Below are 26,415 nucleotides of genomic sequence, written 5' to 3'. Positions count from 1 at the left end.
TGAAAAACCCGCTTAGCCATATTTAAAATTATACACCTATGAATGCTTAATCATGTAAGACCACAAAAGAAAGCCGGTATGTCCACGAAACACACCGGCTGAGAAAGGTCGATAACAAAACCGATTAGAATCCTATTATTCAACCTTCAATTACTAAGGTATGCAATTTCGCAATTACCTGCCGGATTTTATTGCTTGCACGGTGACCGGCAAACCCATTAACCATTTAAAATCGATCGTAAGTAAACAGACCTTACGTATTATGAAATTAACTGCCATCCTATTGACCATTGTCTTTTTAAACGTAAACGCAACGGGAGTTTCCCAAACGGTTACTTATTCAGGCGATAACATATTGCTGGAAAAAGTATTTACTGCTATAAAACAACAAACGGGCTATTTATTCCTGTATCCGGCCGATGTTGTAAAAGACGCAACCAAGGTGACCATACATGTGAAAAATGCACCCTTGGAAGAAGCGTTGGAGCAGGCGTTGAAAGGTCAGCCCCTCCGGTACATGATCCAGAATAAAACGATCGTGATCTCCAAGAACCGGGAGGCCGGCGATAATAAAAAACCAAATGAAAAGGGAATAGCGCCGCCGGTTGATGTAAAAGGAAGGGTGCTGAATCATAAAGGTGAACCGCTGGCCGGCGCCAATGTAAAAGTAAAAGGTACAGCCATTGGCGGTGTTACCAATGCCGATGGATTTTTTGATTTAAGAGGAGTAGGGGAAAATGCCGTGCTGGAAGTTTCTTACCTCGGCTTTGAAACCCAAACCATAAATGTAGATGGCAAGACGGATTTGTCTATAAAACTTTCGTTGGAAGTAAGTGAAATGGCCAGCGTATCTGTATCGGTATATACCGGTTATCAGCAGATTCCCAAAGAAAGGGCCACTGGTTCTTTTGTACAGATTGATAATAAATTGTTGAACCGCGGTACTTCGCTGGATGTACTGGGACGGTTGGAGGGAGTGGCGAGTGGGGTGGCATTTTACCGGAACAGTAAAACTGATCAGGCCACTGTTGCCGTACGGGGCCGGAGCACCATCTTTGGCAATGATAAGCCGCTGATCGTATTGGATAATTTTCCTTTCGACGGAGATCTCAACAATATTAATCCCAATACCATTGAATCTATTACCATCTTGCGCGATGCAGCAGCTGCATCTATCTATGGCGTACGATCTGCCAATGGTGTTATCGTCATCACGTCAAGAAAAGGGACTGCCAATCACGCTCCGCAGGTACACTTCAATACCAATGTTACCGTTGGCGCCAAACCAGATATGAGTTATTTGCCATTGATGTCATCTGCTGATTATATTGACCTGGAAAAAGATTTTTTTGCAAGGGGCTGGTATGCCGGTCAGGAAGCCGCAGCTTCCAAATCACCGTTAACACCGGTAGTGGAATTATTAATAAAGAAGCGCGATGGGCAGATCGCTGCCGCTGATGCTGACCAGCAGATCGAAGCCATGAAACAGAACAATGCAAGAGACCAATATGAGAAATACTTTTTAAGAAATGAGGTAATTGTACAAAATGCATTGTCTCTTTCAGGGGGCGGCGAAAGATCGAAATACTTTTTGACATTGGGGTATGATAAAGATAAAAGCAGTTATGTGGGAAATCGCTTCGAGCGGTTTTCAGTGAACGCTAACAATAGTTTTACTCCATTCAAAAATGTGGATATCAATACCAGCCTGATGTATACAAACACAAAGTTTGTAAATAACAACCCTGGTATCAGCGCTTTCACCGATGTATTGGCAAAAAAGGCGTATCCATACGAACAAATGGCCGATGAGAACGGAAATGCATTGGCAGTGCCATACGGGTTTCGGGATCCTTACAAAGCCTTGAAAGAGAGCCAGGGTGCTTTAGACTGGCAATACCGGCCATTAGACGAATTGAACCTGGCCAATAATGTGGCCCAGCAAAGCTATAACCGGCTGAATGTAGAGATTAGAAAAACGTTCACGTCCGCCTTTAATATTGAAGTAAAATATCAATATGAAAAGCAATTGAAGAAACAGAACAACCTCATGAGTCAGGCCACTTATTTCACCCGGAATTTGATCAACACCTATTTTAATCCCGCTGCCGGTGTCGTAAGAAACCCTGTTCCGTTGGGCGATATTCTCGATCAAACAAACTATGACCTGGAAGGCCACACGGGCCGGGCGCAGGCAAACTTCAACCAAACCTGGCAAAAAAAGCACAAGGTGAGCGCTATTGCCGGTTTTGAAGTAAAGCAGTTGGAAACCCAAAGTTATCAGAACCGTTTGTATGGGTACAGTAATGAAACCCTCGTAAGCCAACCGATTGATTTTGTAACCAAGTATCCAACCAACCCGCAATCAACGCTTGCCGCAGTTCCTTCTATTCGTACTGTAACCGGCTTAACACAAAGGTTTATGTCGTATTATGCCAATGGCTCCTACACGTTTGACGACCGTTATGTGTTTTCAGCCAGCGGCCGTTTCGATAATACCAATTATTTCGGGGTTAAAACAAATCAACGGATAGTACCCTTATGGTCAACCGGTGTTAAATGGAATATTTCACGGGAAAAGTTTTTCAAAAGCGGTCTGTTCGATCAGTTAGCAGTGAGGGCAACCTATGGATATAATGGAAATGTGAATACAGACCTTACTGCCTATACTACAGTGCGATATGGTACAGATTTAACTAACAAGAGTACAACAGGAACAGTGGTAAACCCTCCCAATCCTGAATTGCGTTGGGAAAAAGTAAGTATGGCCAACCTGGCTGTTCTTTTTACTTTGAAGAAAAACGTGTTGTCGGGTACCATAGAATATTTTTCAAAAAAGGGTGACGATCTCATTGGTGATGTGGCCATGGACCCTACAACCGGTATTACTAGCTTCAGAGGTAACGTATCGGATCTTAAAGGGCATGGTGTTGATGTGCAGCTGAATGGTAGAGTAGCCGCGGGCCGGCAATTCAGTTGGGACCCTTCCTTTTTATTCAGTTATGCAACTGATAAAGTAACAAACTATTCAAAAATACTTCCCGGTTACAGCATTTTAACGGGAAGCAGTGGTGATGCATCTGTATTGACACCGCTCAATGGTCATCCGGCTTACAGTATTTACAGCTTCGCCTGGGGCGGTTTGGATCCCACCAACGGCGACCCTATGGGAATTTTGGATGGTCAAAAAACAAAAGATTATTCGGCTTTACTCACCAAAACTACTACTGCTGACCTGGTGTATAATGGTCCGGTTAATCCGCAGGTAGTAGGCGCTTTCCGCAACGACTTTTATTGGAACAACTTTTCTGTGTCGGTAAATATCACTTATAAACTGAATTATTACTTCAGAAGAGCTTCCATGGATTATGGACAGTTTTTGAATTATTGGATGGGTAATAAGGACTATGTGAACCGGTGGCAAAAGGCGGGTGATGAAGAACGAACCAATATCCCATCCATTCCCGACGCTGTTCCCGGTTCAATGAGTAACAGGGATTACAGGTTTTATGCAAATTCGGCCGTACTGGTAGAAAAGGGTGATCATATCCGGCTACAGGATATTGTACTAAGTTATGATCTTGTAAAAGAGAAATTACACAGGCTGCCATTTCAAACGGCGCATATTTATTGCAATATGCACAACTTGGCTATTCTTTGGCGTGCCAACAATTACGGTATCGATCCGGATGCGGTTCCCTATACCCTGGCTACGGTGTTGCCACAACCCCGCAGTATAACACTGGGCGCCAAATTTGATTTTTAATAATTGAAAAACAGATCAACCTGTTCCTGTTCAATCACTAAAAATTATACTATGAATCTTTATAAAATATTACTGTTTGTTTTTGTGAGTGTGATTGCTGTTTCCTGTAAAAAAGACTGGCTGGAAATTCGATCCAATAAATCATTGGATGTTCCCAATACTATAGATAAGTACCAGGCTCTATTGGATAATTCGGCCATCATGAATGATGCACGCCCTTCAATGGGTGAGATAAGTGCCGATAATTATTATCTTTCCTATAATACCTGGAATACCTGGAATACAACTTTTAAAAACGCTTATACCTGGGAGACTGATATTTATAATGCTACACTTTCTGATCCACAAAACTGGAATAACCCTTACCGCCAGGCTTTTTATGCAAATATTGTATTGGATGGCCTCGATGATGTGAAGTCGACCGGAGATATCCTGCATTATAATAATGCAAGAGGGTGCGCACTGTATTACCGGGGCGAAGCATTTTTTTGGGTGTCACAGATCTATACAAGACCTTATAGTTTAACATTTCCCGATAATCCTGGTATCCCGCTGCGCCTGGATTCTGATCCTAATGGTACTTCTGTACGGGCCGGGATGCACGATACCTATCAACAGATCCTGAATGACCTGCAGGGGTCGCTGAATTACCTGCCGGTTATTCCTTTGTATAAAACCCGGCCTTCAAAACCCGCAGCCTTTGCTATGTTGTCGAGGGTTTACCTGGTAATGCAGGATTATTCCCATGCATTGCAGTATGCAGATTCCTGTTTGAAGTTATATGACTCGGTGCTTGACTATAATACGGTAAAGACCGCCGGAATAATGTATCCCATTCCCCCGCAAAATAAGGAAGTTATTTTTCTGGCAACGTTGGATGATCCTTTACAGACCCTTGGCGTAAATAGTCTGGTTGATTCAACCCTGTATCGAAGTTATGATAACAACGACCTCAGAAAGACCTTGTTTTATAAACCAAACACTTCTGGCCTGCCCAATTTCATTGGTACCTATACTGGCGGAGCAACATTAGTATCAACGGTTTCCACCAAAGCATTTGGTGGTATTGCTACGGATGAAGTATACCTTACCCGGGCAGAATGTTATGCCCGTACTGGTAATGTTCAGGCTGCCATGAATGATCTGAATAAATTAATGGCTGCGCGTTGGAAATCGACAGTTCCTTTTGTTCCATTTACTGCGGCCAACCCCACCGATGCGCTGGCGATCATTTTACAGGAAAGAAGAAAGGAAACCCCCTTCCGGGGATTGAGGTGGCTTGACCTGAGACGACTGAACAGCGAAGGCGCCAATATTACTTTAACCAGGAATTTAAACGGTCAACAATATACTTTACCCCCTAATGACCCAAGATATACCCTGCCCATACCACCTGATGTTATTTCAATGTCAGGTATGACGCAGAACGATCGTTAGATTGATTCAGAGCTTATAATCCGTACCCGTTCTTTTATTACCTATGACGTAAACCTTATGGCATGCAAAAACTACATTTAATAATAGGGTTGATCTTATTGGTAAACTTGGTTGCAGCCCAATCTGTCAATACATATGTTGCCAATACCTCCCCGCTTGATAAAAAGTGCCCCAATTTTGTATTTGATACCCTTATCAATTACAAAAAAGAAAAAGTAGCCTTGGCCGACTGGAAAGGTAAATCTGTGATCCTTGATTTTTGGAGCACCAGCTGTTTACCCTGTATTGCGGACTTTCCGAAGCTGGAAAATTTTCAAAAACGATTTGGGGATTCTCTGCAAATTATGTTAGCTACTGGTGGATTGGAAAGGACCAGTAACTTTTATGAAGCCAGGAAGAAGATGAACAAACCGGTGGGGTTGCCCTGTGCTATTGATAAGAAAGCGCACGAGTATTTTAAGATAAAAGTGGTTTCTACCTTTGTTTGGATAGACGACCAGGGGTATATAAAAGCAATCACCGATGACTCCCAGCTTACAGAAGCAAATATTGCTGCATTCGTTAATAAAAAGGAATTGCATTTACGGCAAATGGAAACACCGGAATTTGCCGATTATAAAAATAAAAAATACCTGGTAACCATCGCCAATGAAATAGATACCAACAGTGTGGTGTTTAATTCTTCCCTCACAAAATGCCTGAAAAGTGTGAAAGGGGGATATTTGCCTCCGCCGAAGGGCATTGGAACAACCGTACATGCCACCAATGCCATGATCGGTGCTTTATATATGATTGCGTTTGGCGATTCAACGGGTGCGGTACCGTATAGTAGATTGGTGGTTGAGTCTGCCCATCCTGAAAAATATATAGCACCCAAGGGTATCGACTACGAGGAATGGAGGAATGATAATACATTCTGTTATGAACTTACTGTGCCTAAAGATAGAGCGAACGATCTTTTGAAGATCATGCAGGACGACCTGAAAAGGATGTTTGGGGTAAATGCATTTATGGAAGTACGTACCCAGAAGTGTTTGGTGTTAACGGCAGGAAAAAAAATTCATCTGCAGGCTGACAGGTCCGCCATCCCTAAGAAAGTGTATAATACCGGAGGCTGTTCTGTAATAAATAAACCTTTTGCCGATCTGTTCGATCTGATCAGGCATTTCAACCAGGATAAAATAGTGCTGGATGAAACCGGCATCACTGATAACGTTACGGTTTCATTAAGTGCACAAATGAACGATATTGATGCCCTGAACGAAACATTGAAGCAATACGGATTAAATCTTGCATACAAAGACCGGCCTGTAAAAATGCTGGTCATCAGGGATCCTGTTTTATCGGGAGGGATGTAAAAGCTGGCAATGTAGTTTCCGTTAGTAACACTATAAGCATCGATTACGGTATTCTCTGCAAAATCTAACGGAAGCTCATTGTCTGCTTTTGACATCGACTGCAGGCATAATTTATAAAAGCTAACCACCGGCAACAGCCAGTGGTTAGTATTTCAATTAAAATGGTCGGGGTGCTTTGATATTGATGATCTCAGAGGTGACATCGTCCTGGCAACACTCAACAGGGAATTGGTTCAAACATTCAGTACCATTGGGGTCTGCAACACTGCAGGGGTCTGTATCAACCGTAGCTTTAGAAGCGTTTACTGTAGTTGTTCCGGCAATGGCCAATACAAGCGTCAATGCCGCTAATGACAATTTGATTTTTTTCATAACTGGGTGCTGTTTTGGTTAAAACAGTAAATTTTTGTTTGTTGTACCTACTCTGTTTTAGGTTTTCGGTATCCCCTAACTTACGCGTAAATATTTTTAACTGACATGGTAGTAATTATTTAGAAATGTCAGGAAGGTTCAGCTCGTATGTGACAACAGTTTTACCATAAAGGGCAATCAGGTTGTTGTCTATTATGTGAAACTCATATGTCTTTCTTCCCTTAAACGCCGGAATATAAAAGCTGCCTTTGTAGGCGCCTGTTGTTAAACTGTAGATGTCGATTGCAGAGTTCTCTTCAAAGTCTAGCGGAAATTCATTGTCTGCCTGTAACATCGATTGCAGATACAGATTGCCTTTGGCAACAGTGGCCACCATATTCACATATTGGGGCGGGTCCTTCATGGTAGAAGAATGACCTACGTGCGCTACCTTGACCTGTCTTTTTGTAAGCGTGTCTATAGTTCTGGCTTTTAATGTTAAATTCAAGTTGGTGTCCATGCAGATAAATCCGTTCTGGTAAAAATGGGTATAACATCCGAGGTGGGTAGTGGAGTCGTAGTATAAGATCCCATCTGTTGGAAAGTTGCCTTCGCCGTTTTTCTCACTAAAATGGTCCACCTGTTTCGAATTTTCATTCTTTATATCGAGTTTTATAAATACAGGGTCTTTGGAGTTTTTGTCGATTAACCTGATGATGAACTGGTCTTTTGAATAGGGCACTTCTTTACTGTAAAAGCTTTTAAGTACATAGGGATTCGCTGTTCCTGAGTCCAGGTTATAATCGATAATTTCAGGAAAGTTTTTGCAGGAGAGATATACGTGTGCGCCATTCAGGTACATACGAACGCCGGAATTTAATTTACTCTGTTGTTGTATGGGAAGTTGGATATTGGTGAATGAATCCAGGTTGAGATTGGTGCTGTAAATATTATAAGCTGATCCACCCTGGAAGTATAATTTCCCCGCCCGGGTACCGATCATCCTGGTTATTTGTATGGGATATGTGGCTTGCTTGCGGATCTTTAAAGTGCTGGTGACCAATTGCCTGTTGAACCCGTTTTTGTTGATATTAATATTCTTAGAGAGAAATGCCAGTAGGGCTATAATAGCAAAAGCGGAAAAGAATAAGGTCGCTAAAATTATGGCAGGCTTTTTATAACGCATGGTTTACGTATTAAAAAATGAGTGAGATAAAAATCAACCACCAACAATGTGTTAGTAGCTACGCGTGTATATTTTTGTTCAGGAAGATGCCCACTCCTGAGATCACTACAAAAAATGTATTGAATACGATATGGTTTTCCCAGGACAAATTCTCCAGCACACCTCCGCAGGAACAGGGAACATAATAGCTGTAGTTCAGCATAATCAACAAATAAGCAGTGAATAAACTCATCAAAAAGAAAGAAGCATACAATCCTGTTTGCCGGGTTCTTTTCATTACCAGGAGCAGTGCTATCAATATTTCCACAGAAGGAATGCTCCAGGCTACAATATTCGAGAACGACGTAATGAATGGCGACTTACTTAATTGAACCGAAAACCGGTTGTATTCTGATAGTTTGCTAATAGCAGCATATATAAACAGCAGGATCAACAGCGATGCGATGATTTCAACGATCATGCTTTTTTTTAACCAGGTAGTGCCTGGGTTTTGAAAAACAGATCTATAAAGCGGAAGCGGTCCGCTTAACGTTTCTTTTTTCATAGAAAAATATTTAATGAGTATTAGATAGCGTGCTTTCTTGCCAAGAAGGTTTTACAGGTGCAGGTTAATAACAGGTGGAGAGGAGAAAAATGAGTATTGTAACCAGTACTTCGTGCAAGTTAATGCCTGAAGATTGGCGAATCCGGTTAAAATCATGGCAAATCCGGTTTTTCTTTTGTTATGGCTAAAGGAAAAAGGCGAGGAGCTTGTTACCTAAAACTTTTTTACGCCATTCCATGGGCGCCATACCGGTTGATTTTTTAAACTGTTTAACCAGGTTACTTACATCATAACCTACTTTAAATGCAACTACTTTTACCGGCTCATCAGTAGTTTCCAGCATCTCTTTGGCTTTTTCAATCCGTACCGAAATCAGGTAGTCATTGATCGTTATGTTATTAACGAGTTTAAATCCTTTACGCAGTTTGCTTTCATTGGTGTTTACACGCCGGGCCAGTTCGGCCTGCGTGGTAGCGCTTTTATATTCTTTTTCAAGAATAACTTTTACCTGCGCAATCTTGTGCAGGTCGATGTTTGATAATTTCATAGTCAGGTTTGTTTTTTATGTGCGAAACAAATGTAGCGTGTTTTACCAGTTCAGGTAATATTTAAATATTGCGCATATAAAGTTCGATACGTTGTACGTTATAGTTAGTTACATATTGCAATGAAAAAAGCCCTGATCCAGGCGCAGCCGGGATCAGGGCTATTAAAAGATTTTCTATTTTTCTATTTTTTAACCGGGCTGCTAATTTTTTCATTCACGCCATCCCATGTATATACAGTGTTTTTCTTTTCAGTGATCTTGTAAATGGGATCACCTTTCCTATCGGTTTTTTGGGTGTCTTCTGCATTCTCCATATTCCATACAACAGTATCCGGCTGCCCATTTTTTTCATTGGGGAAGGTGAATGATTCACTGTGATAATAGGCACCCGCATCGGCAACGTTTTCTTTCCCAGGGAAAGGTATTAACTGGTTGTTCTTTGTAAAAGCAAAGTAATAATCATAAGTAGAGATGCCGCAGGCATCACCGGAAAATTCAATGGTAACTATGTTCTGCACATTGGTAAGCCCCATGCCGCTCATGATCTTTCCACTGCTGTAGTTAGCGCTTTCATCATCAAAAGTGGTGAACGATTGAGTGGCCAGTACCCTGCCATCCTGTACTACTTTCAATCGCACCAGGAACCGGCGAATTTTATATTTGTCATCTTTACGAATGCTATCGGCCCGGCGCTCGATCCCATACACAAATTTTACATTGCCACGGCGCAGGGGCGCACAGCTTACCAGTCCCTGCCAGATGTAACCGTTTTTGGGAACTCCGTTTTTGGTGTAATTGATCTTCAGCCAGGGGCCTTTTATTCCCCGAATGGTAAGGCTGTTGGGAGTTACGCCGGTAACAATGATGTTATCCCCGGCAAACAGGCTGTCAATGGGCGGCTGTTTGGTATCGGGAGAAACGCGGACCAGGGCGGTGTCGGCAAAAATGTAACGGTCAGTAGTGTCCTGATTGTTGATAGACCAGCTGCGCATATCGGGAAAACCGGGTTCATCCTGGGCCAGTGCGAAATTACCAAGAGCGAGGAAAAGGAGCAATAAGGGAGTTTTCATGGGCGCAAAATAACACTTCCGGAGACCAAATCATCTGGTTTGGGTCATCCCCATTTATTATCTTTGTTGTCAACGTAACAATAACCCCTAAACTGCTTATATGCTCCGCCTGTTTAATAGCCAAACATTGTCCCTGACCCGCTTCCTCGTTTTTCTTTTATTATTAGCAAATATTGGATGTCAGAAAGAAGTATCCAAGGATACCCTGGGTTCCGGTGGAACGGTGGGCGGCGGTAGCAGTTCCGGTGGATCGGCCGTATATAAACTGGTGCCCGTGGGCAACAGTTGCTCCGATGCGGCGGTAACCGGTGTAATTGAGGCCGGTACAACGCTGGCTGCCGATGCTTTAATAACTGTTACGGTAAATGTCACCAAGGTGGGCGACTGGACCTATTCCACCGCCACTGCAGACGGATTTTCATTTGTAGGCGCCGGTAATTTCACCGCAACGGGGCAACAGGTAATTACCCTCTATGGAGTGGGTAAGCCAACCCGGGCCGGTGTTTTCAGCTTTAGTCTTACTATTGGCGGGGCATCCTGCCTGGTTCCTGTAGCGGTTGCCAATAGCGGAAGCGGTGGCATTGGTGGTGGAGGCGGCGGTACCCTTACAGGCGATTTTTATTATAAATTAACCCTTGCCGGAACTAATTATAGCCAGGACGTTACTGCTACCAATAATTATATCAACGATGCAGGTGTGGCCGGCACGCCTGACGCCATGTTTGCCGGTGGCATCAGCTATAATACCAGTAGTACCTCCCTGCCTGCAGGTGTTACCGAATTTGGGATTACAAAAGGAACCTTACACGGGTATACAGAATCAACCACCCAGTTAAAAGCATTTTTTGCCCCTGGCAATTATAACTATGCAACTATTAATTCTACAGGAACCGGGTTATCGAGCGATGGGATCGTAATTACCTGGGTACAACCCGGCGGCACTGATATGTGGTCAACCCTGGATGGATCTTTGCAAACGGGCAGTACCTTTAAAATAGTTTCTGCTACCGAGGTGAACGATCCGGCGGGTTATTATCTGAAGGTAAAAGTGCAGTTTACCTGCAAATTCTACAGTTACAACAGTATCTCCAGTGGTCAGCTGGTTTCAAAAGCAGTGACAAATGGCGAGGCTGTGGTGAAAATTGTCCTGAAATAACCGGTATCCCAAAAACTCAAATCAGTAAAAAGTACCACAAAACCCATAAAAATCACCCTTGCTGGTGGTAGGTCTTTTATAGCTTTGTGCTATAAATGAAGGCCATGTCGAACCAGCATCTGCCAACATACAGTATTCATAACTTAAAAGAGTCGCGGTTTTCGCCGAAAGATTTCATGGCAGATTACTTTCCTCATTACCTGGAGGAACATAAAGACCTGCGGTTTCCACATAAGCATTCGTTTTACCAGTTTGTTTACTTTTCAGGTGGCGGGGGAGGGCATTCCATTGATTTTGTTCATTTTCCGGTTGAACCCGGACAGCTCTATTTTATGGTCCCCGGCCAGGTGCATAGCTGGGAGTTTGAAGGACAGCCGGATGGTTTTATCGTAAACTTTTCAGAACAATACCTCAGTGATTTTTTAGCCAATTCCCGCTACCTGGAGCAATTCACTTTCTTTTCCGGCATAGCGCAGGAACAGGTGATTGTATTGCCCGCGTCTGTAAGACCGGCCGTACAGGACCTGCTGGCAGGAATTGTGCGCGAAGGCAATGCTGCCACTGCTTTGAAAGACGATATGGTAAGGGCCGCGCTGGTGCAATTGTTCATCCTGGTTAGCCGGCACACCGGTGCAGACGCGGCCAAACAAACTACTAATTACAACACCATCGTATTACGCAACTTTCAAAAGCTGATCGATCAGCATTATAAAGAAAAGAAGTTGACGAAAGACTATGCCGCTATGTTGTATATAACACCCAATCACCTGAATGCGCTCTCTAAGGATGTTACCGGCCGTTCAGCCGGCGAACTCATCCGCGACAGAGTACTGCTGGAAGCAAAGCGCTTACTGGTAAATGCAAAACTTACCATTTCGCAAATAGCCAATGAGCTGCAGTTTATGGACAATTCCTATTTTTCAAAGTTCTTCAAAAAGTATGAAGGCATAACGCCGGAAGTATTCAGAAAACAACACGTAAAAAATTAATATATGGAAGCCAGTATTGACTTAACAACTACAGATAAAAGGCCCGGTGTTTTGAATGTTTTTAAATGCAAATGTCCCCGGTGCAGAAGGGGCGACATGTTCGCAAATAAGAACCCGTATGCATTGAAAACAACCATGCGCATGAACAAAGAATGCCCCGTTTGCGGACAACCATTTAACCTCGAGGTTGGATTTTATTATGGGTCCAGCTACGTAAGTTATGCAGTGTCTATTGCATTGAGTGTGGCCACGTTTGTAGCCTGGTGGGTGCTTATCGGGTTTTCGTTGCAGGATAACCGTTTCTTTTACTGGCTCGCCTTTAACGCCGTTTTTTTGATAGCGGCGCAACCTTACTTAATGCGTTTGGCAAGAACCGGCTGGTTGATGTTCTTTGTCAGGTACGATATTGACTGGAGAACCCCGCCCGCACAACAGTTGGAAAGGTTGAACGAGGAACAGGAAAAGAACTGGTGATGTGGACGTATGTTACATGCAAAAAGCATCCCGAGGCATCGGGATGCTTTTTTGTACCTACTGGCCTACCGGGCCGTTTTTCCAGTACTTGATATTTTTCCAACGGGTTTCAGACCGCGAACCTGTTATATTGTACACGCCGCATTTGAAGTAATGGTTTGCATTGCCCCTGTCTGCAAAAGTGCCTTTTAACGTGTTGTTCAGGTACACATATATTTTGCCATTGTCGGCATCGTGTTGCACGTTCACATGGATCCATTTGTTGTACGCGCTGGTCATAAGTGTTTCATTGTCGTAGCGTTTAATGGTGCCACTGCTGGCAGCAGTAATTTTAAGCAAAAGGGAGGTGGCATTGGTAACGCCGCCAAATACCTGCATAATGTCTGTACCGTCTGAGCCTGAAACTATATATACATCGCCTTCAAACTGGTGCCTGCCTGAAGTATAATCATTGTTCATCCGTAATTCTGAACGGGGCCCGGTGGAACAACCTTCAAATTGACAGGCATCTCCATTATAAATCCAGAAATGATGTTCGCCGGAAGAATAACTATACCGGTCAGATTGAGGCAGGTTCCAGGGTGTTTGAATGCTGTAGGTATAGGATGTTTGCGTCCAGCCGCTGGTAGGAGTGGCTTCGGTGCTGGCCTGTCGTTCCTGTTGCATTGCTTCAGTTTGTGTTGCTGACTTTTTACAGGCGCCAACAAGTGCGGGGAAAAGGATTGCGCATACAATGGTTGATGATAATCGATTCATTTGGCAAGTTTTAGTGATTTGGTAATTGATTGATGTAAAAAACAAACGGCATAGCGGTATCCATACAACCAGGCGCCATGGTTATATTGTACAGGTATAACGCTGTTTACAACGGATACTCAAAAATTAACGAATTCACCAAAGCAGAGACGTACGGCGATTGGCATTTTATTCGGTTATAATGGCTTCCCGTAAGGACCCCGGGCCACTGTTGGCATTGGTGGTTACAATAAATGTATCGGCAAATACAGGAAGGAATTGATTGATGCAAATGAGTAATAAAACAAGCTTTTTCATAGGATAGCTTAGGGGATACCGGATATATAGAATAAACTTTAATTGCACAGGATAAGTTCTAACTGTAATGTCTATCCAAAAATAAAGACTCTTTTTCTTTTACAGCGGCTATTTTGTAAACGTGTTGTTTTGGCCAATATCCGCGTTGTTTTTGGCAATAAGTGTGTTCGCAGATTTACCGGGAAAAACGGGGGTATCTTATCTGGAAAATCATACCCCGTTTAGCACTGTTTAGCAATAGTTTGTATAAGGCTAACATACGTTATATATTTTTATTGTAATTTCAGCGCTGTAAGGCAATTGGGAGAATGCAGCAAATTGAATACGAACTACATACTGACCAGAATCTGTTGCAACAGCTTTCGCAAAACGATCAGGCTGCCTTTACCGCCATTTACCAACGTTACTGGAAAATACTTTTTCGCGAAGCCATGAACGTGCTTCGCTCCCAGAAAGAAGCAGAGGACTGCGTGCAGGAACTGTTTGTTTCTTTATGGAACCGCCGCCAGAGCCTCGCCATTACCACCCTGCGGGCTTATTTACAAACTGCCATCCGCTATCAGTGTATCGACCGTATTGAGCGGAATATGATCCACGGAGGGTACCTCGAAGATTTCACCACTTACATGGAAGCGAACCAAACCATGCCTTCTATTGAAGAGGAGTTGTATGCCCGCGAACTGGCCGCCAGTATTGACCAGGTAATGGATAAAATGCCCGATAAAATGCGGGAAGTGTTCCGCCTGAGCCGGCAGGAGCATTTAACACACCGGGAAATAGCCCAACGTTTGCAGATCTCTGAAGAAACGGTAAAAAAGCAGATCTATCTCGCCCTCAAAATACTCAAATCCAACCTGGGCAATACTTCCCTGGCCATGCTCATCCTGGCCACTTATGTATTTAAATGATTAAAAAGTCACTTCATTCCTCCCCCTTCCGCCAGCTGGCGGAGCCGGGAGGCCCACAAACTTCATAATTATTTAAAAAAAACTTCACTTTCTTCTACCACCTCCTTTCTTCTTTTCCGACTAAGATCTATCTAACCTGCCTGCCAATTAACTCAACCTTTCCTAAAACCTTGAATGAATTATGGATGCTAACCAATTCAGCGACCTGATACAACGCTATCGCCTGGGTACCTGTTCTAAAGAAGAAAAAGAACAGGTAGAAGGGTGGTATAACGAACGGCGCAATGACATATACAACCCGTTGACTGAAGTCGAAGAAGAAGTGGTGGGCGCAAGAATATACAGCAACGTACAGGAAGTGCTTACCTCAGTAACCGCTGAACGGGTGATACCTATATGGCGAAAACAACGCACGTGGTGGGTGGCAGCAGGTACTTTGATGTTGATGACCACGGCGGGTTATTTTTTGTTTACCCATAAAAATCCGGTACCCGCAATTGTTCATACCCCTAAACCCGGAATCCAACCCGTGATGCCAGGCGGGAATAAAGCGCTTTTAACCTTGGGAGACGGCTCAGTGATCGTGCTCGACAGTGCTGCCAATGGTGCCCTCAGCCAGCAGGGAAAAACCATCGTGCTAAAAAAGCAGGATGGTCAGTTGGTCTACGAATCCCGGCACAATGGTAATCAGGATGCCGTTGCCTGGAATACGATCAGCACCCCGCGTGGCGGCCAGTATCAGGTGGTTTTACCTGATGGCACCAAAGTATGGTTGAACGCGGAATCTACTTTGCGCTTTCCCGCCGGCTTCACAGGAAAAGACCGGACTGTTGATTTAACCGGTGAGGCCTATTTTGAAGTGAACCACAACAACCTGCCTTTCATTGTTGACATCATTTCTGTTAACGGCAGGCCTGGTGGTGGTAAAGTACAAGTGTTGGGAACACATTTCAACATCAAGGCTTACCTGGATGAGTCGGTCGTAAAAACAACCCTGCTCGAAGGATCAGTGGATATGACCAGCACCGAAAGCCATTTTATTCTGAAACCGGGCCAGCAGGCGCAGTTAACCAAAAGCAGTGGGAAAATGTCGCTGGATGAACATGCAGATGTAGAAGAGGCCGTTGCCTGGAAAGATGGCCGCTTTGTATTCAACGAAGCCAGTGTGGAAACCGTAATGCGCGAAATAGCCAGGTGGTACGATGTGGAAATTGTGTATGCCGGTAAAGTGCCCACCGAAAAGTTTGAAGGGGAGATCCTCCGCAGCAGCAACATCCAGGAAGTATTCAAAATACTGGAACTGAGTAACGTACATTGTAAAATAGAAGGAAGAAAAATAACAGTATTACCATGAAAAAAGCAAGACGCTAAACAACTGCCATGAACCGTGGATCTTATTCTATATAACTGCTAAACCCCATTGTTCATTTTAACCAAAACTGTCACAAACATGAGAAAGACCTGATTTTTCCCGGACTCATTGACTGCCAAAAAAAGGAAGCCGGAAGCGCTGGAACGCAACCGGCCGAATTTGGGCAAACTCTCTAAAAGCGTCGAAACTGTTATTTGTTTACCCAATTTTAAAAGTATGATTTTTACTAATCTTTACCAAGCTGTGCGCATACCACAGCGGGTAAAGTCCAAAACTATTCTGGTTATGAAGTTAACCGCTGTTTTCATATTGGCGGGCTTCCTACAGGTATCTGCGGCGGGTTTTTCACAAACGGTAACCGTATCTAAAGAGAACATTCCTCTGCAGAAGCTTTTCCGGGAAATTAAAAAGCAAACAGGCTATGTGTTTTTTTATAACCTGCGCCTGTTGCAGAAAACACATCCGGTAAGCATAGATGTAAAAAACAAAGGCCTGAAAGAAGTGCTTGATCTGGTTTTTGAAGCGCAACCTGTAACCTACAGTATTGTGAACAAAACCATTGTGGTAAACGACAGGGCCCCGGTACCAGTGCCTGCCGGCGTAAAACAGGTGGATACAGTGCCTGCCGTGGATTTTCGCGGTAAGGTAATAGACGGAGTGTCAGGCACTCCTATCGTGGGTGGAAACGTGTTGATAAAAGGCAGCAAGATAGGAACTGTAACCGATGGCTCCGGTAATTTCGTTATCAGGGTAAAACCCGGTACCATGCTGACGATCAGTTATGTGGGTTTTGAAAATGTGGAAGTGCCGGCAAAAGAAGGCCAGCTGTCGATAAAACTGAAAGCGAATAAAGATCCCATGAGCGATGTGGTGATCACCGGTTACCAGCAAATCAAAAAAGAAAGCTTTACCGGTAATGCGGTTACCGTATCGGGTGACGACCTGAAGAAGGTGAACCCGGTAAATATTTTACAAAGCATCCAGGCTTACGATCCTTCCTTCCAGGTACAGCAGAATAATTTGTTGGGTTCTAATCCCAATTCACTACCCCAGGTGAATGTACGGGGCGCTGCTTCATTGCCTTCCGGAGCCCAGGGCGTGCTTACGCGCAATAACCTGGCGGGGAACGTGAACCTCCCTACCTTCATTCTCGATGGATATGAAGTAAGTGTTGAAAAGGTGTATGACCTGGATATTAACCGAGTACAATCGGTTACCCTGCTGAAAGATGCGGCAGCAACAGCGGTGTACGGTTCCCGGGCCGCCAATGGCGTATTGGTGATCACCACCAAAGCGCCAAAGGAAGGAAAGCTGATTGTTACATACAATGGTGACATGTCAGTTTCAACTCCCGATTTGACCGACTATCATGTGTTGAATGCAGCCGATAAACTAAAATATGAAAAACTCGCAGGCGTATATGATAACAATGCGCAGTTGTCGCAGGACCAGCAGGATGAAATATTCTATAAGAAATATGCCAACGTAGCGGCGGGTGTAAATACTTATTGGCTGTCGCAACCGGTAACAACGGCCTTTGCACAAAAACACTCGCTGTATGTAGAGGGCGGTTCACAAGCCGTTCGTTATGCAGTTAGTTTACGATACCAAACCCAGCCGGGTGTAATGAAAGGCTCGGGCCGCGACCGGTACAGCCTGGGTTCAGATCTGTCTTATGCCCCCAGTAAAAAATTTATTTTTAAGAATTCTCTTATGGTAACCCAGGTAAATGGTACGGAATCGCCCTATGGCTCGTTTTCCAATTACGTACGCATGAATCCTTACTACCCCAAAACCGATTCCACTGGTAAAATAATTCAGGTAGTGGATAACTGGCTCATCGATACACACCAGCAGGGTGCGGCTCAGTTTAGCAATTCGGCTGTATTAAACCCTATGTACAACAGCACGCTGCATAGTTTTGACAGGAACAAATATATTGAGCTGATAGATGCCTTTTCAGCCAACTGGAACATCACCAATGCATTACAGTTACGGGCCCTTATCAGTGCTACCAAACGCAAATACAATACAGACCGCTTTTTATCACCCCTGGCCAATGAGTTTTATTACTACGATGCCAGCCGCATAAAAGAGAAGGGTAGTTATGACTACAGTACCAATGATGAGAACATCCTGGATGGAAATTTTACCCTGAATTATAATAAACAACTGGGCGAGCATTACATTAACCTGGCTACCGGCGCCAATGTGCAAACGTCATCCATGGATATGAAGAGCATAAGGGCAGTTGGTTTTCCCAACGACCGGTTTACCAATATCGCCTTTGCCAATAGCTATGCCCTGAACAGTGCACCCAGTGCCGACTATGAGCAAACAAGACTGATCGGTGGATTATTGTCGGTAAACTATTCTTACCGCAATAAATATATGGCCGATCTGTCGGGCAGGATAGATGGCTCTTCAAAATTTGGTAACGACAATAAAACAGCGCCTTTCTGGGCGTTTGGTGTTGGCTGGAATGTACACAAGGAAGATTTCTTAATGAACAGCAACATCAGTACGTTGCGGGTGCGGGTAAGCACAGGGGTAACCGGTCAGGTAAACTTTCCCCCTTATCAATCAAAAACAACCTATGATTACTATACCGGCAACTGGTATTCAACCGGGATTGGGGCAGTTGTATCAACTTACGGCAACGAGGGGTTGAAATGGCAAAAGACCAACAACTATGATGTGGGCGTAGACCTGGGTGTTTTACACGACAGGCTGTATGTAAGTGCCAGGTATTATCAAAAGATCACCCATGGCATGCTGGCCGATATTTCGCTGCCCCCTTCAACCGGTTTTTCCAGTTACAAAGAAAACCTCGGCGATATAAGAAATACCGGGATGGAAATGAACCTGAAGGTAACTGCATTTAAGAACCGCGACTGGACGATAAACCTCACCGCCAACCTGGTGCACAACGAAAACAAGATCCTGAAGATCTCCAACTCCCTGAAAACATACAACGATAATGCCGATAAGCAGCAAACATCAGACACGTATAAAGGCGAACCCCTGTTGCGCTTTAACGAAGGCCAGTCGATGAATGCGATCTATGCCGTTCGTTCCAAAGGTATAGATCCGGAAAACGGAAAGGAGATCTTTGTTAAAAAAGATGGCACTTATACCTATATCTGGGATGTAAAAGACATTGTACCGGTAGGTGATAATACCCCAACGGCCACCGGCTATTTTGGAACGAATGTTACTTACAAACACTGGATGTTGAATGTGCTCTTTTATACGCGCTTCGGTGGTAAGGAGTATAATCAAACGCTGGTAGACAGGGTAGAAAATGCCGACCCCCATTACAATGTCGACAGCAGGGTGCTTACACAGCGGTGGAAGAAGCCTGGTGATAAAGCTCTGTACAAGAGCATCACCGACCTGAACTCTACCAATGCTACAGACAGGTTTGTTCAAAAAGACAATGTGCTGGATCTGTCAACGCTGTTCCTGTCGTACGATTTTGATAAAAAGCTCTATAGCAGACTGGGTATGCGCAACCTGCGGGTTACGTTTACTACGAACGATACCTGGTACTGGGGCACCATGAAAGCAGAACGGGGTATCGACTATCCATTTGCCCGGAGTTATACATTTTCTATTCAAACAAGCTTTTAATTGGGGGATATGAATAAATATATACTGATCGCGATCACATTGGTTACATTGTCATCGTGTAAAAAATGGCTGGATGTAAAGCCTGTATCGCAGGTGTCGGCAGACGAAATGTTTAAAACGCCCGATGGATTCCAGGATGCGTTGAACGGCATTTATTCAAGCTGTACCAACCAGAACCTGTATGGTTATGAATTGACCTGTGGTTTGCCCGAAGTGCTGGCGCAAAATTATTATATAATACCTGAAGATTATCTGCATTACAAGCAAACGGCCGCTTACAATTACCGGGACCCGTATTTTATGGCAAAGAAAGATACGGTGTGGACGGGGTTGTACCATGGCATTGCCAATTGCAACCTGATACTTCAGAATGTGGAAACAAATAAGAGTGTATTGACCGGCGATATGTATGCGCTGATAAAAGCAGAAGCGCTGGCCATGCGGGGCTATTTGCACTTTGATCTGTTGCGGTTATTTGCTCCTTCGTTCAAAAGCAATCCCAACGCCAAAGCCATTCCTTATGTCACTGATTTTTCAAATAAGGTTACCGCTTTATCAACCGTAACAGAGGTGCTTAACAACGTAGCCACAGACCTTTCACAGGCCAAAGACCTGATTCGCCCGGTTGATCCTATTCTTTCGGCTTCGTATGTGCCCAGCTATGCAACCGATAGCAATGGCCATCCTTCAGAGCAGCAAAACCCCAACCTGTTTTTGCAGAACCGGCGTCACCGCATGAATTATTATGCTATTTGCGGCGAACTGGCCAGGGTGAACCTGTACCGGGAAAAAATGAGTGATGCGCTTGGCAATGCGCTGGAAGTGATCAACTCCAATAAATTCCCCTGGATAGTAAACAGTGATTTTAACCAGACAGATACGAAGAAGAAAGACCGGATCATGTATAAAGAACTGCTGTTTGCCTGGTATGTTCCGAATATGAAAGATACACTGGCTGCCAAGTTCAATGCAGGGGTGAACAGCCTGGTTATTGATGTAGATGCCGGGGACGCCATTTACGAGAAATCAACTGCAGGCGCCCGTGATTTCCGGCCCACGAACTGGTTGTTGCCAAGTGGCGCTACCTATAGCCCAAAGCTGTATGAATTGCAAAAATACAAACGCGATCCGGAAACAAACCTGTACAACCTGGTACTGCCCGCCATGCGGTTAAGCGAAATGTATTATATCGCTTCGGAAAGTTCCTATGATGTCAACCCTACTCAGTCTGTTGAATACCTGAATTTAGTACGGCGTAACCGCGGAGGAATGCAGGACGTGGTGGTGAACAGTAAAGACCAGTTGATCCAGGAACTGATAAAAGAAGAGCGGAAGGAAACCTATGGAGAAGGCCAGATCTTCTATATGTATAAAAGGTTGAACACAAATTTTCCCAACCTCACGGGCGGAGCTATTACAGCATCGGATAAGTTGTTTGTGATGCCGCTGCCTAATGATGAAATTGAATTTGGTAACCGCTAAACAACCGCAATTTTTATGAAGAAGATCACGATCATTATATTGGCGGCTGTTGTGTTCATCTCAGCCTGTCAGAAAAAAGATATAGCCGGCTTTCATGGCGCCCCCAATATTTATTTTAATGTAAATAGCACCGACAGCGTGTTATACACATTTGCCCTGCATCCCGAAAGATTAAAGGATACGGTGTGGGTGCCTGTAAGGATCTCCGGTGACCGTGTAGACAAAGACCGGGTATTTTCGGTGAAGGTGGTTGATTCGGCTACCACGGCGGTGGTGAAAAAGCACTATGAGCCTTTAAAAGACCAGTACACGCTTACGGCAAACAATGGGTATGGGTCTGTACCGGTAATCCTGTACAATAACGATACCATGCTGTTCAAACAATCATTTGTACTGAAGCTTCAGATTGTTCCTACGGCAGATTTTAACGCTGATATTGCCGAACAAACCTCCACAAGAGTAGTGTTCTCGAACCGGCTCGAAAAACCCATCTGGTGGGACAAGTGCCCGGGTGGCAGCTATTCAATAGTGAAGTATCAATTGTTCAGGTTGTCTGCTACTACCGAAGATGTTCCTGTAGGCTCATTTTCACAGCCTATCTGGATCTATTATACGGCAAAGCTGCAGAGCTTGCTTACCAGCCCTGCAACGTGGATAGCGAACAACCCTGACAAAGGGTATGTGCTAAAAGACAGACCGGATGGTAATAAGGACTTTTATCAGGCACAATCGCCGGATAAAACCTTCCTGTATAAGAAAGATAACTCATCAGGTAATTTTTACTTTATGGATGAGAATAATCAACAGGTAAAGTGATTTGGATTAACTGCTTAAAAATTATTCAATGAAGCGATTATTATTGGTGATGCTTACAGTGCTTGCATTGTTCCAGCTGGCCTGTTATAAAGATAAAGGTAACTACGATTACAGCCCGGTAGTGGCGCCTACTATTACTAATCTTGATACTTTATATAATATAGCTATTGGCGATACCCTGGTTGTAAAACCTACAGTTACCAGTACCGATCCTAAAGCCCGTTATTCTTATACCTGGCGGCTCGGGAACCCGAAAAAATTGTGGGATACCACATTGACCGGGAGTACGTTTAAATATGTCTTCAATCTTGACCCCGACATCTATCCGGTACGCCTGACAATTACCGATAGCTCGAACGGGATGAAATACTTCCGGGACTTCAATGTAAGAGGTACTACCGAATTTACTGCAGGCACCGTGGTATTAAGTCTGGTAAATAATGTAACACAGCTTTGTTTTGTAAAACCCGACAAAACCATCATGCCGGATATTTACAAAGCATTACATGGCGTTGATCTGCCAGGTAAACCAACGCAGGTAATAAACCTGGTAAAGCAACAGGTTTCACCGGTGCCAACATTAGGCTACTGGATCATTTGCAAAGGTACCGATGACGGCGGTGTGCACCTGTCTACTAATACCTTATTACAATATCAAACGCTTCGTTCTGACTTTTTCGATCAGCCGGCAGCGGCCAGGGTCGGTCATGTAGATGGTACCGAAAATGGCGTTTTGCGGGGTGTTATCAATGGAAAGCTGTATGAAGGCGCCTGGCAAACTTATTATTACGGGGATACCTATGGCTTTTTTGGCGCACCGGCCAATGGCGACTACACCCTGTACGATCGCGTAGTGGGTAATGTACCATTGATGCTGGGCTATGATACCCAACACAAGCAATTTGCCGCGTTTACTAACTTTGGCGGCCCTGCTTATTTGGGAAGTAACTACCAGGTAACCAGTACTACGGCTTTTGACCCCAAGAATATTTCGCTCGATCTTCAGTTCCTTAACCTGTCCAGCACTGTTAACTGTTATGCTATTAACAAAGCTGCCGATGGTACTTTGTATGAATTGGGTATGCAGATGATGTATATGGGATTTGTTCAAATGACACCTTTATACTATCGCCCCTTCCCACAGCCATCCCTGATAACAGCCAACACCAAATGGGCAGGTACTACAACGAATGGGGATATCATTTACTTTACTTCGGGCGATAAGATCTATAGTTATACACCATCGAACCAGCAATACTTTCCACTCAACCTGAGCCTGGGTGGTAAAACCATCACCATGCTCAAATTGATCAATAATGACAATACACTGGTTGTTGGTGTTGATGGAAGTGTATACTGGTATGATATCACCAATGGCATCCTGGGTAACTTAATAAAAAAGATCGATGGCATTCCCGGTTCGCCCATTGATGTAGATGAAAGAGATTAAATAATTAATTATAAAAAACAATAGATGAACAAGAACTTACTGAGACCATTACTGTTGAAAGCGGGCGCCCTGCTGTTGATAGCCAGCCCTGCTGCAGCACAAAAGAAAATACCGCAATTTGCCATTACCGTTAAAGTGGCGCATATGACCGATAGCATAGTGTACCTGAACTATGGCACTATGGGTTCTTCCAAAACCGATACGGTAAAAGCCATCAATGGCAGCTTCTCCTTTAAAGGACATGTAGAGGAGCCCGTTCCCGGTTTTATTTTTACAAAGACCTTTAAAGTAAAGATCGACCTGTTTATTGAAAACATCCCCATCGCCATAGTAGCCGACCAGGACAGCCTGTACAATACCAAAGTAACCGGCAAAGGCGCTACGCAGGAGTTTGAGGCATTTAGTCAAAAACTGATGGACAACCGCAAAAGGACCATCGCGTTGTTTCAAAAGGCATATGACACCAAACAGGCCGGTGACAGTGTAACGGCAAAAATACTGCAGGCAAAAGCCGACAGCCAGTATAACTGGGAATTCAAAGCCCGTGTTGCCTATGTGAGCGAACATCCTAAAAGCTATATCGGCGCCAAAGAATTATTGGCTTATACGGCCACCAACACCCTGCCCGCTGCTATTAAAATGTACGATAAACTGGACCCTTCTATAAAGGAGTCTAATATCGGTAAAGAGATCGCTGCCCGCATCGATCTGTTAAGCAAGGTAGAAGAAGGAAAACCTGCCCAGGAGTTTACCCAAAGTACACCCGATGGCAAACAGGTTAAACTGGCCGATTACAAAGGCAAATACGTATTGATCGAATTCTGGGCCAGCTGGTGCGGACCCTGCCGGGCTGAAAATCCCAACCTGTTGAAACAATACAAAATGTACAACAGCAAAGGATTCGATATCCTTAGTGTATCGCTCGATAAAGATAAAGACCCCTGGTTAAAAGCGGTTGAACATGATGCATTGCCCTGGACCCAGGTTTCTGACCTCAAGGGCTGGAGCAATGAAGTAGCTGTACTGTATGGCATCCGTGCCGTACCTGCCAGCTTCCTGGTTGATCCCTCTGGTAAAATAGTGGCTACCGGTTTACGCGGTGAAACGCTTAACCAGAAGCTGGAATCGCTTTTTGGCGAGCAGAACGCTAAACGCTAAACGCCGAATGCAGAACGCCGAACGCTGAATGGTGAACGCCGAACGCAAATCCCCGCAAAGCAGCCTGCTGAATTAATAGGCGACCTCGAAAATTCGGGAACAAGCGTTAAGCATTCAGCCTTAAGCCTTAAAATTGAAAAACCATATAGGATAATGAATGGTGGCCAGTCAGTGGGAGTAAACATCCGATGTCCAATTCATGACCGCCTGATTTTTATTATTAATGGATGAATGCTTGAAACCACCATTCACTTTTTTCACTGACTTGAAAATCTGCTCAAGGGCGCCCCGAATTTTTCGGGGCGTTTTTTTTGCAACCTGTACATTTGCAAACAACCTGCAATAGCATTACCAGATGAAACCAATAATTAACCTGTCCGTTTTCACGTTCTTGTTTTTATACACCGGTCTTACTGCTTTTTGTCAGCCGGTGAATGGCGTCAAAATACTGGATAGTGTAAAAAGTTATTTCGAGCGAAATTATGTTGGGTTTACCGATAAAGTAACACCTGCTACCCGGGCCGCTTACAATACGTATACCAGCAAGGCCTATGCCCAGGCAAAACGGGTCCGTACAAAAGCCCGCTGTTTTGATGTTATTGAACACTGGCTGGAATTTTTTAAAGACGAGCATGTTTATATTAAATACCCCATTGATACATCAGTGGCAGCACCCATAAGGGGCGTACCCATCTCAAAACCGTTTACCCCTTTATTTGCTGAAGAGCAGCAGGTAAACACCTTTTATAAAAAGCTGAATGACTCCACCGGTTATCTGCGCATTAAAAGCTTTAATCTAAACTATGCAAAAGGAATAGATTCTGTGATCCAGGCTAATCTCAAAAGTATTCAGTCTATGCCCAGGCTGGTGATCGATCTGCAATGGAATGGGGGTGGAGGCGATCATTCCATGTCGTTTTTGCAACCCATCATTTATACCAATCCAATAAAGAACATTGGCGTTGATCTGCTGGTAACGCCGGAGAATATCATTGCCTGGGAAAATGTCATTAATAAGTACCGGGCTGTTATTCCCAAAAATGAACTCGATCATTTAATGCAACTGCTCGATCAGGGAAGAGGAAAGGCGCGCACCATGGTAAATTTTGCGGCAGATTATACGGGTGCCCTGCCAACAGTATGGCCTATGCCGGCGAAAGTGGCTATTGTGATTAATGGAGGTTGTGCCAGTACAACGGAAGAGTTCCTGTTACAGGCCAAACAAAGTAAAAAAGTGGTGATGGCCGGTAAACCATCAAGAGGCGTGCTTGACTACTCGAATGTGGTGGCGAAATATTTTTTCAACCCAAACTTTGAATTGTATTATCCCACCACGCGCTCAAGAAGGATCGATGCAGGACTGGGTATTGATAACGTGGGCATCCAACCTGATATTCCGCTCGACCTGGGTACCAACACCTGGCTGAATGAATTGCTGATAAAATTTTAGTAGCAAGACCTGTAAGGTGCATCACTTGAGCTTGAAATTGTATTAGGTTTAATTGCACCTGACAGGTCTGAACTGTTCATGCCTGTCAGATGCGCTCGGTTGCCGCGACGATGCATCTCTGCCCTTTGGCCTTTCCCACCACTGCCTACTGCCTCGTCTGCCGAAGCTTTAGCGTAGGCGGGCCGTCTGCCGTTTCATCTCCGCCGTCTGCCTTT

21 protein-coding genes are annotated in these 26,415 nt (G+C 44.2%); 14 read left to right on the top strand and 7 right to left on the bottom strand.

Annotated elements, in window-relative coordinates:
- Positions 1-160: 160 nt before the first annotated feature.
- The 3 genes from NIAKO_RS20210 to NIAKO_RS20200 all read left to right on the top strand — a co-directional run bounded on the left by NIAKO_RS20210 (position 161) and on the right by NIAKO_RS20200 (position 6,561).
- Entirely contained in the window at positions 161-3,766 is a 3,606-nt protein-coding gene (locus tag NIAKO_RS20210) for a SusC/RagA family TonB-linked outer membrane protein (RefSeq protein ID WP_014220305.1), read from the top strand.
- A gap of 51 nt (positions 3,767-3,817) precedes the next feature.
- On the top strand, positions 3,818-5,203 hold the full coding sequence (locus NIAKO_RS20205; protein WP_014220304.1) for a RagB/SusD family nutrient uptake outer membrane protein: 1,386 nt from the start codon (positions 3,818-3,820) through the stop codon (positions 5,201-5,203).
- 62 nt (positions 5,204-5,265) lie between these two features.
- Positions 5,266-6,561 (top strand): TlpA family protein disulfide reductase, encoded by a 1,296-nt coding sequence (locus NIAKO_RS20200; RefSeq protein WP_014220303.1) that lies wholly within the window; start codon positions 5,266-5,268, stop codon positions 6,559-6,561.
- Between the two features lie 156 nt (positions 6,562-6,717).
- Here the strand turns inward: NIAKO_RS20200 and NIAKO_RS20195 are convergent, their stop codons facing one another.
- From NIAKO_RS20195 to NIAKO_RS20175, 5 genes are all read right to left on the bottom strand, one after another.
- Complete coding sequence (locus NIAKO_RS20195) at positions 6,718-6,933, bottom strand: hypothetical protein (RefSeq protein WP_014220302.1); 216 nt, start codon at positions 6,931-6,933, stop codon at positions 6,718-6,720.
- 115 nt (positions 6,934-7,048) lie between these two features.
- The gene (locus NIAKO_RS20190; RefSeq protein ID WP_014220301.1) at positions 7,049-8,098 is read right to left on the bottom strand and encodes a hypothetical protein; all 1,050 of its coding nucleotides are present in this window, start codon (positions 8,096-8,098) and stop codon (positions 7,049-7,051) included.
- A 58-nt stretch (positions 8,099-8,156) separates the two neighbouring features.
- Complete coding sequence (locus NIAKO_RS20185) at positions 8,157-8,642, bottom strand: MauE/DoxX family redox-associated membrane protein (protein WP_014220300.1); 486 nt, start codon at positions 8,640-8,642, stop codon at positions 8,157-8,159.
- A 184-nt stretch (positions 8,643-8,826) separates the two neighbouring features.
- On the bottom strand, positions 8,827-9,189 hold the full coding sequence (locus NIAKO_RS20180; RefSeq protein ID WP_041347055.1) for a helix-turn-helix domain-containing protein: 363 nt from the start codon (positions 9,187-9,189) through the stop codon (positions 8,827-8,829).
- 182 nt (positions 9,190-9,371) lie between these two features.
- Positions 9,372-10,259, bottom strand: a complete 888-nt coding sequence (locus NIAKO_RS20175) for a hypothetical protein (RefSeq protein ID WP_014220299.1) — start codon at positions 10,257-10,259, stop codon at positions 9,372-9,374.
- A 100-nt stretch (positions 10,260-10,359) separates the two neighbouring features.
- Here NIAKO_RS20175 and NIAKO_RS20170 point away from each other — a divergent pair, with 100 nt between their 5' ends.
- The 3 genes from NIAKO_RS20170 (at position 10,360) to NIAKO_RS20160 (ending at position 12,878) form a co-directional block, all read left to right on the top strand.
- Positions 10,360-11,415 carry a hypothetical protein gene (locus NIAKO_RS20170; protein WP_014220298.1) on the top strand — a complete coding sequence of 352 codons (1,056 nt, stop codon included), beginning with the start codon at positions 10,360-10,362 and terminating at the stop codon, positions 11,413-11,415.
- Between the two features lie 104 nt (positions 11,416-11,519).
- Positions 11,520-12,404 carry an AraC family transcriptional regulator gene (locus NIAKO_RS20165; protein WP_014220297.1) on the top strand — a complete coding sequence of 295 codons (885 nt, stop codon included), beginning with the start codon at positions 11,520-11,522 and terminating at the stop codon, positions 12,402-12,404.
- A gap of 3 nt (positions 12,405-12,407) precedes the next feature.
- The gene (locus NIAKO_RS20160) at positions 12,408-12,878 is read left to right on the top strand and encodes a hypothetical protein (protein WP_014220296.1); all 471 of its coding nucleotides are present in this window, start codon (positions 12,408-12,410) and stop codon (positions 12,876-12,878) included.
- A gap of 57 nt (positions 12,879-12,935) precedes the next feature.
- Here the strand turns inward: NIAKO_RS20160 and NIAKO_RS20155 are convergent, their stop codons facing one another.
- On the bottom strand, positions 12,936-13,634 hold the full coding sequence (locus NIAKO_RS20155; RefSeq protein WP_014220295.1) for a polysaccharide lyase family 7 protein: 699 nt from the start codon (positions 13,632-13,634) through the stop codon (positions 12,936-12,938).
- Positions 13,635-13,802: 168 nt separating this feature from the next.
- Positions 13,803-13,931, bottom strand: coding sequence for a hypothetical protein (locus NIAKO_RS39590; RefSeq protein ID WP_014220294.1), 129 nt, complete (start codon positions 13,929-13,931; stop codon positions 13,803-13,805).
- A 308-nt stretch (positions 13,932-14,239) separates the two neighbouring features.
- On the opposite strand from NIAKO_RS39590, the gene NIAKO_RS20150 reads away from it, so the two are divergent.
- From NIAKO_RS20150 to NIAKO_RS20115, 8 genes are all read left to right on the top strand, one after another.
- Entirely contained in the window at positions 14,240-14,839 is a 600-nt protein-coding gene (locus NIAKO_RS20150; RefSeq protein WP_014220293.1) for an RNA polymerase sigma-70 factor, read from the top strand.
- 181 nt (positions 14,840-15,020) lie between these two features.
- Positions 15,021-16,193 (top strand): FecR family protein, encoded by a 1,173-nt coding sequence (locus NIAKO_RS20145; protein ID WP_014220292.1) that lies wholly within the window; start codon positions 15,021-15,023, stop codon positions 16,191-16,193.
- Positions 16,194-16,496: 303 nt separating this feature from the next.
- The gene (locus tag NIAKO_RS20140) at positions 16,497-19,844 is read left to right on the top strand and encodes a SusC/RagA family TonB-linked outer membrane protein (protein WP_081195866.1); all 3,348 of its coding nucleotides are present in this window, start codon (positions 16,497-16,499) and stop codon (positions 19,842-19,844) included.
- Between the two features lie 9 nt (positions 19,845-19,853).
- Positions 19,854-21,326 (top strand): RagB/SusD family nutrient uptake outer membrane protein, encoded by a 1,473-nt coding sequence (locus NIAKO_RS20135; protein WP_014220290.1) that lies wholly within the window; start codon positions 19,854-19,856, stop codon positions 21,324-21,326.
- Positions 21,327-21,341: 15 nt separating this feature from the next.
- Positions 21,342-22,142 (top strand): DUF4843 domain-containing protein, encoded by an 801-nt coding sequence (locus tag NIAKO_RS20130; protein ID WP_014220289.1) that lies wholly within the window; start codon positions 21,342-21,344, stop codon positions 22,140-22,142.
- 28 nt (positions 22,143-22,170) lie between these two features.
- Positions 22,171-23,592 (top strand): PKD-like family lipoprotein, encoded by a 1,422-nt coding sequence (locus tag NIAKO_RS20125; RefSeq protein ID WP_014220288.1) that lies wholly within the window; start codon positions 22,171-22,173, stop codon positions 23,590-23,592.
- A gap of 24 nt (positions 23,593-23,616) precedes the next feature.
- Positions 23,617-24,750 (top strand): TlpA disulfide reductase family protein, encoded by a 1,134-nt coding sequence (locus NIAKO_RS20120; protein WP_014220287.1) that lies wholly within the window; start codon positions 23,617-23,619, stop codon positions 24,748-24,750.
- Positions 24,751-25,105: 355 nt separating this feature from the next.
- Positions 25,106-26,200, top strand: coding sequence for a peptidase S41 (locus NIAKO_RS20115; protein WP_014220286.1), 1,095 nt, complete (start codon positions 25,106-25,108; stop codon positions 26,198-26,200).
- The last annotated feature ends 215 nt before the right edge of the window (positions 26,201-26,415 follow it).

The organism is Niastella koreensis GR20-10 (assembly GCF_000246855.1).
Classification (GTDB): Bacteria; Bacteroidota; Bacteroidia; order Chitinophagales; family Chitinophagaceae; genus Niastella; species Niastella koreensis.
This window is presented reverse-complemented; position numbering and strand designations above follow the sequence as displayed.

What these genes read in the sequence shown, in the direction of transcription:
- NIAKO_RS20210 (WP_014220305.1), top strand. Translation starts at nt 161, where the DNA reads ATGCAATTTCGCAATTACCTGCCGGATTTTATTGCTTGCACGGTGACC.
- NIAKO_RS20205 (WP_014220304.1), top strand. Translation starts at nt 3,818, where the DNA reads ATGAATCTTTATAAAATATTACTGTTTGTTTTTGTGAGTGTGATTGCT.
- NIAKO_RS20200 (WP_014220303.1), top strand. Translation starts at nt 5,266, where the DNA reads ATGCAAAAACTACATTTAATAATAGGGTTGATCTTATTGGTAAACTTG.
- NIAKO_RS20195 (WP_014220302.1), bottom strand. Translation starts at nt 6,933, where the DNA reads ATGAAAAAAATCAAATTGTCATTAGCGGCATTGACGCTTGTATTGGCC.
- NIAKO_RS20190 (WP_014220301.1), bottom strand. Translation starts at nt 8,098, where the DNA reads ATGCGTTATAAAAAGCCTGCCATAATTTTAGCGACCTTATTCTTTTCC.
- NIAKO_RS20185 (WP_014220300.1), bottom strand. Translation starts at nt 8,642, where the DNA reads ATGAAAAAAGAAACGTTAAGCGGACCGCTTCCGCTTTATAGATCTGTT.
- NIAKO_RS20180 (WP_041347055.1), bottom strand. Translation starts at nt 9,189, where the DNA reads ATGAAATTATCAAACATCGACCTGCACAAGATTGCGCAGGTAAAAGTT.
- NIAKO_RS20175 (WP_014220299.1), bottom strand. Translation starts at nt 10,259, where the DNA reads ATGAAAACTCCCTTATTGCTCCTTTTCCTCGCTCTTGGTAATTTCGCA.
- NIAKO_RS20170 (WP_014220298.1), top strand. Translation starts at nt 10,360, where the DNA reads ATGCTCCGCCTGTTTAATAGCCAAACATTGTCCCTGACCCGCTTCCTC.
- NIAKO_RS20165 (WP_014220297.1), top strand. Translation starts at nt 11,520, where the DNA reads ATGTCGAACCAGCATCTGCCAACATACAGTATTCATAACTTAAAAGAG.
- NIAKO_RS20160 (WP_014220296.1), top strand. Translation starts at nt 12,408, where the DNA reads ATGGAAGCCAGTATTGACTTAACAACTACAGATAAAAGGCCCGGTGTT.
- NIAKO_RS20155 (WP_014220295.1), bottom strand. Translation starts at nt 13,634, where the DNA reads ATGAATCGATTATCATCAACCATTGTATGCGCAATCCTTTTCCCCGCA.
- NIAKO_RS39590 (WP_014220294.1), bottom strand. Translation starts at nt 13,931, where the DNA reads ATGAAAAAGCTTGTTTTATTACTCATTTGCATCAATCAATTCCTTCCT.
- NIAKO_RS20150 (WP_014220293.1), top strand. Translation starts at nt 14,240, where the DNA reads ATGCAGCAAATTGAATACGAACTACATACTGACCAGAATCTGTTGCAA.
- NIAKO_RS20145 (WP_014220292.1), top strand. Translation starts at nt 15,021, where the DNA reads ATGGATGCTAACCAATTCAGCGACCTGATACAACGCTATCGCCTGGGT.
- NIAKO_RS20140 (WP_081195866.1), top strand. Translation starts at nt 16,497, where the DNA reads ATGAAGTTAACCGCTGTTTTCATATTGGCGGGCTTCCTACAGGTATCT.
- NIAKO_RS20135 (WP_014220290.1), top strand. Translation starts at nt 19,854, where the DNA reads ATGAATAAATATATACTGATCGCGATCACATTGGTTACATTGTCATCG.
- NIAKO_RS20130 (WP_014220289.1), top strand. Translation starts at nt 21,342, where the DNA reads ATGAAGAAGATCACGATCATTATATTGGCGGCTGTTGTGTTCATCTCA.
- NIAKO_RS20125 (WP_014220288.1), top strand. Translation starts at nt 22,171, where the DNA reads ATGAAGCGATTATTATTGGTGATGCTTACAGTGCTTGCATTGTTCCAG.
- NIAKO_RS20120 (WP_014220287.1), top strand. Translation starts at nt 23,617, where the DNA reads ATGAACAAGAACTTACTGAGACCATTACTGTTGAAAGCGGGCGCCCTG.
- NIAKO_RS20115 (WP_014220286.1), top strand. Translation starts at nt 25,106, where the DNA reads ATGAAACCAATAATTAACCTGTCCGTTTTCACGTTCTTGTTTTTATAC.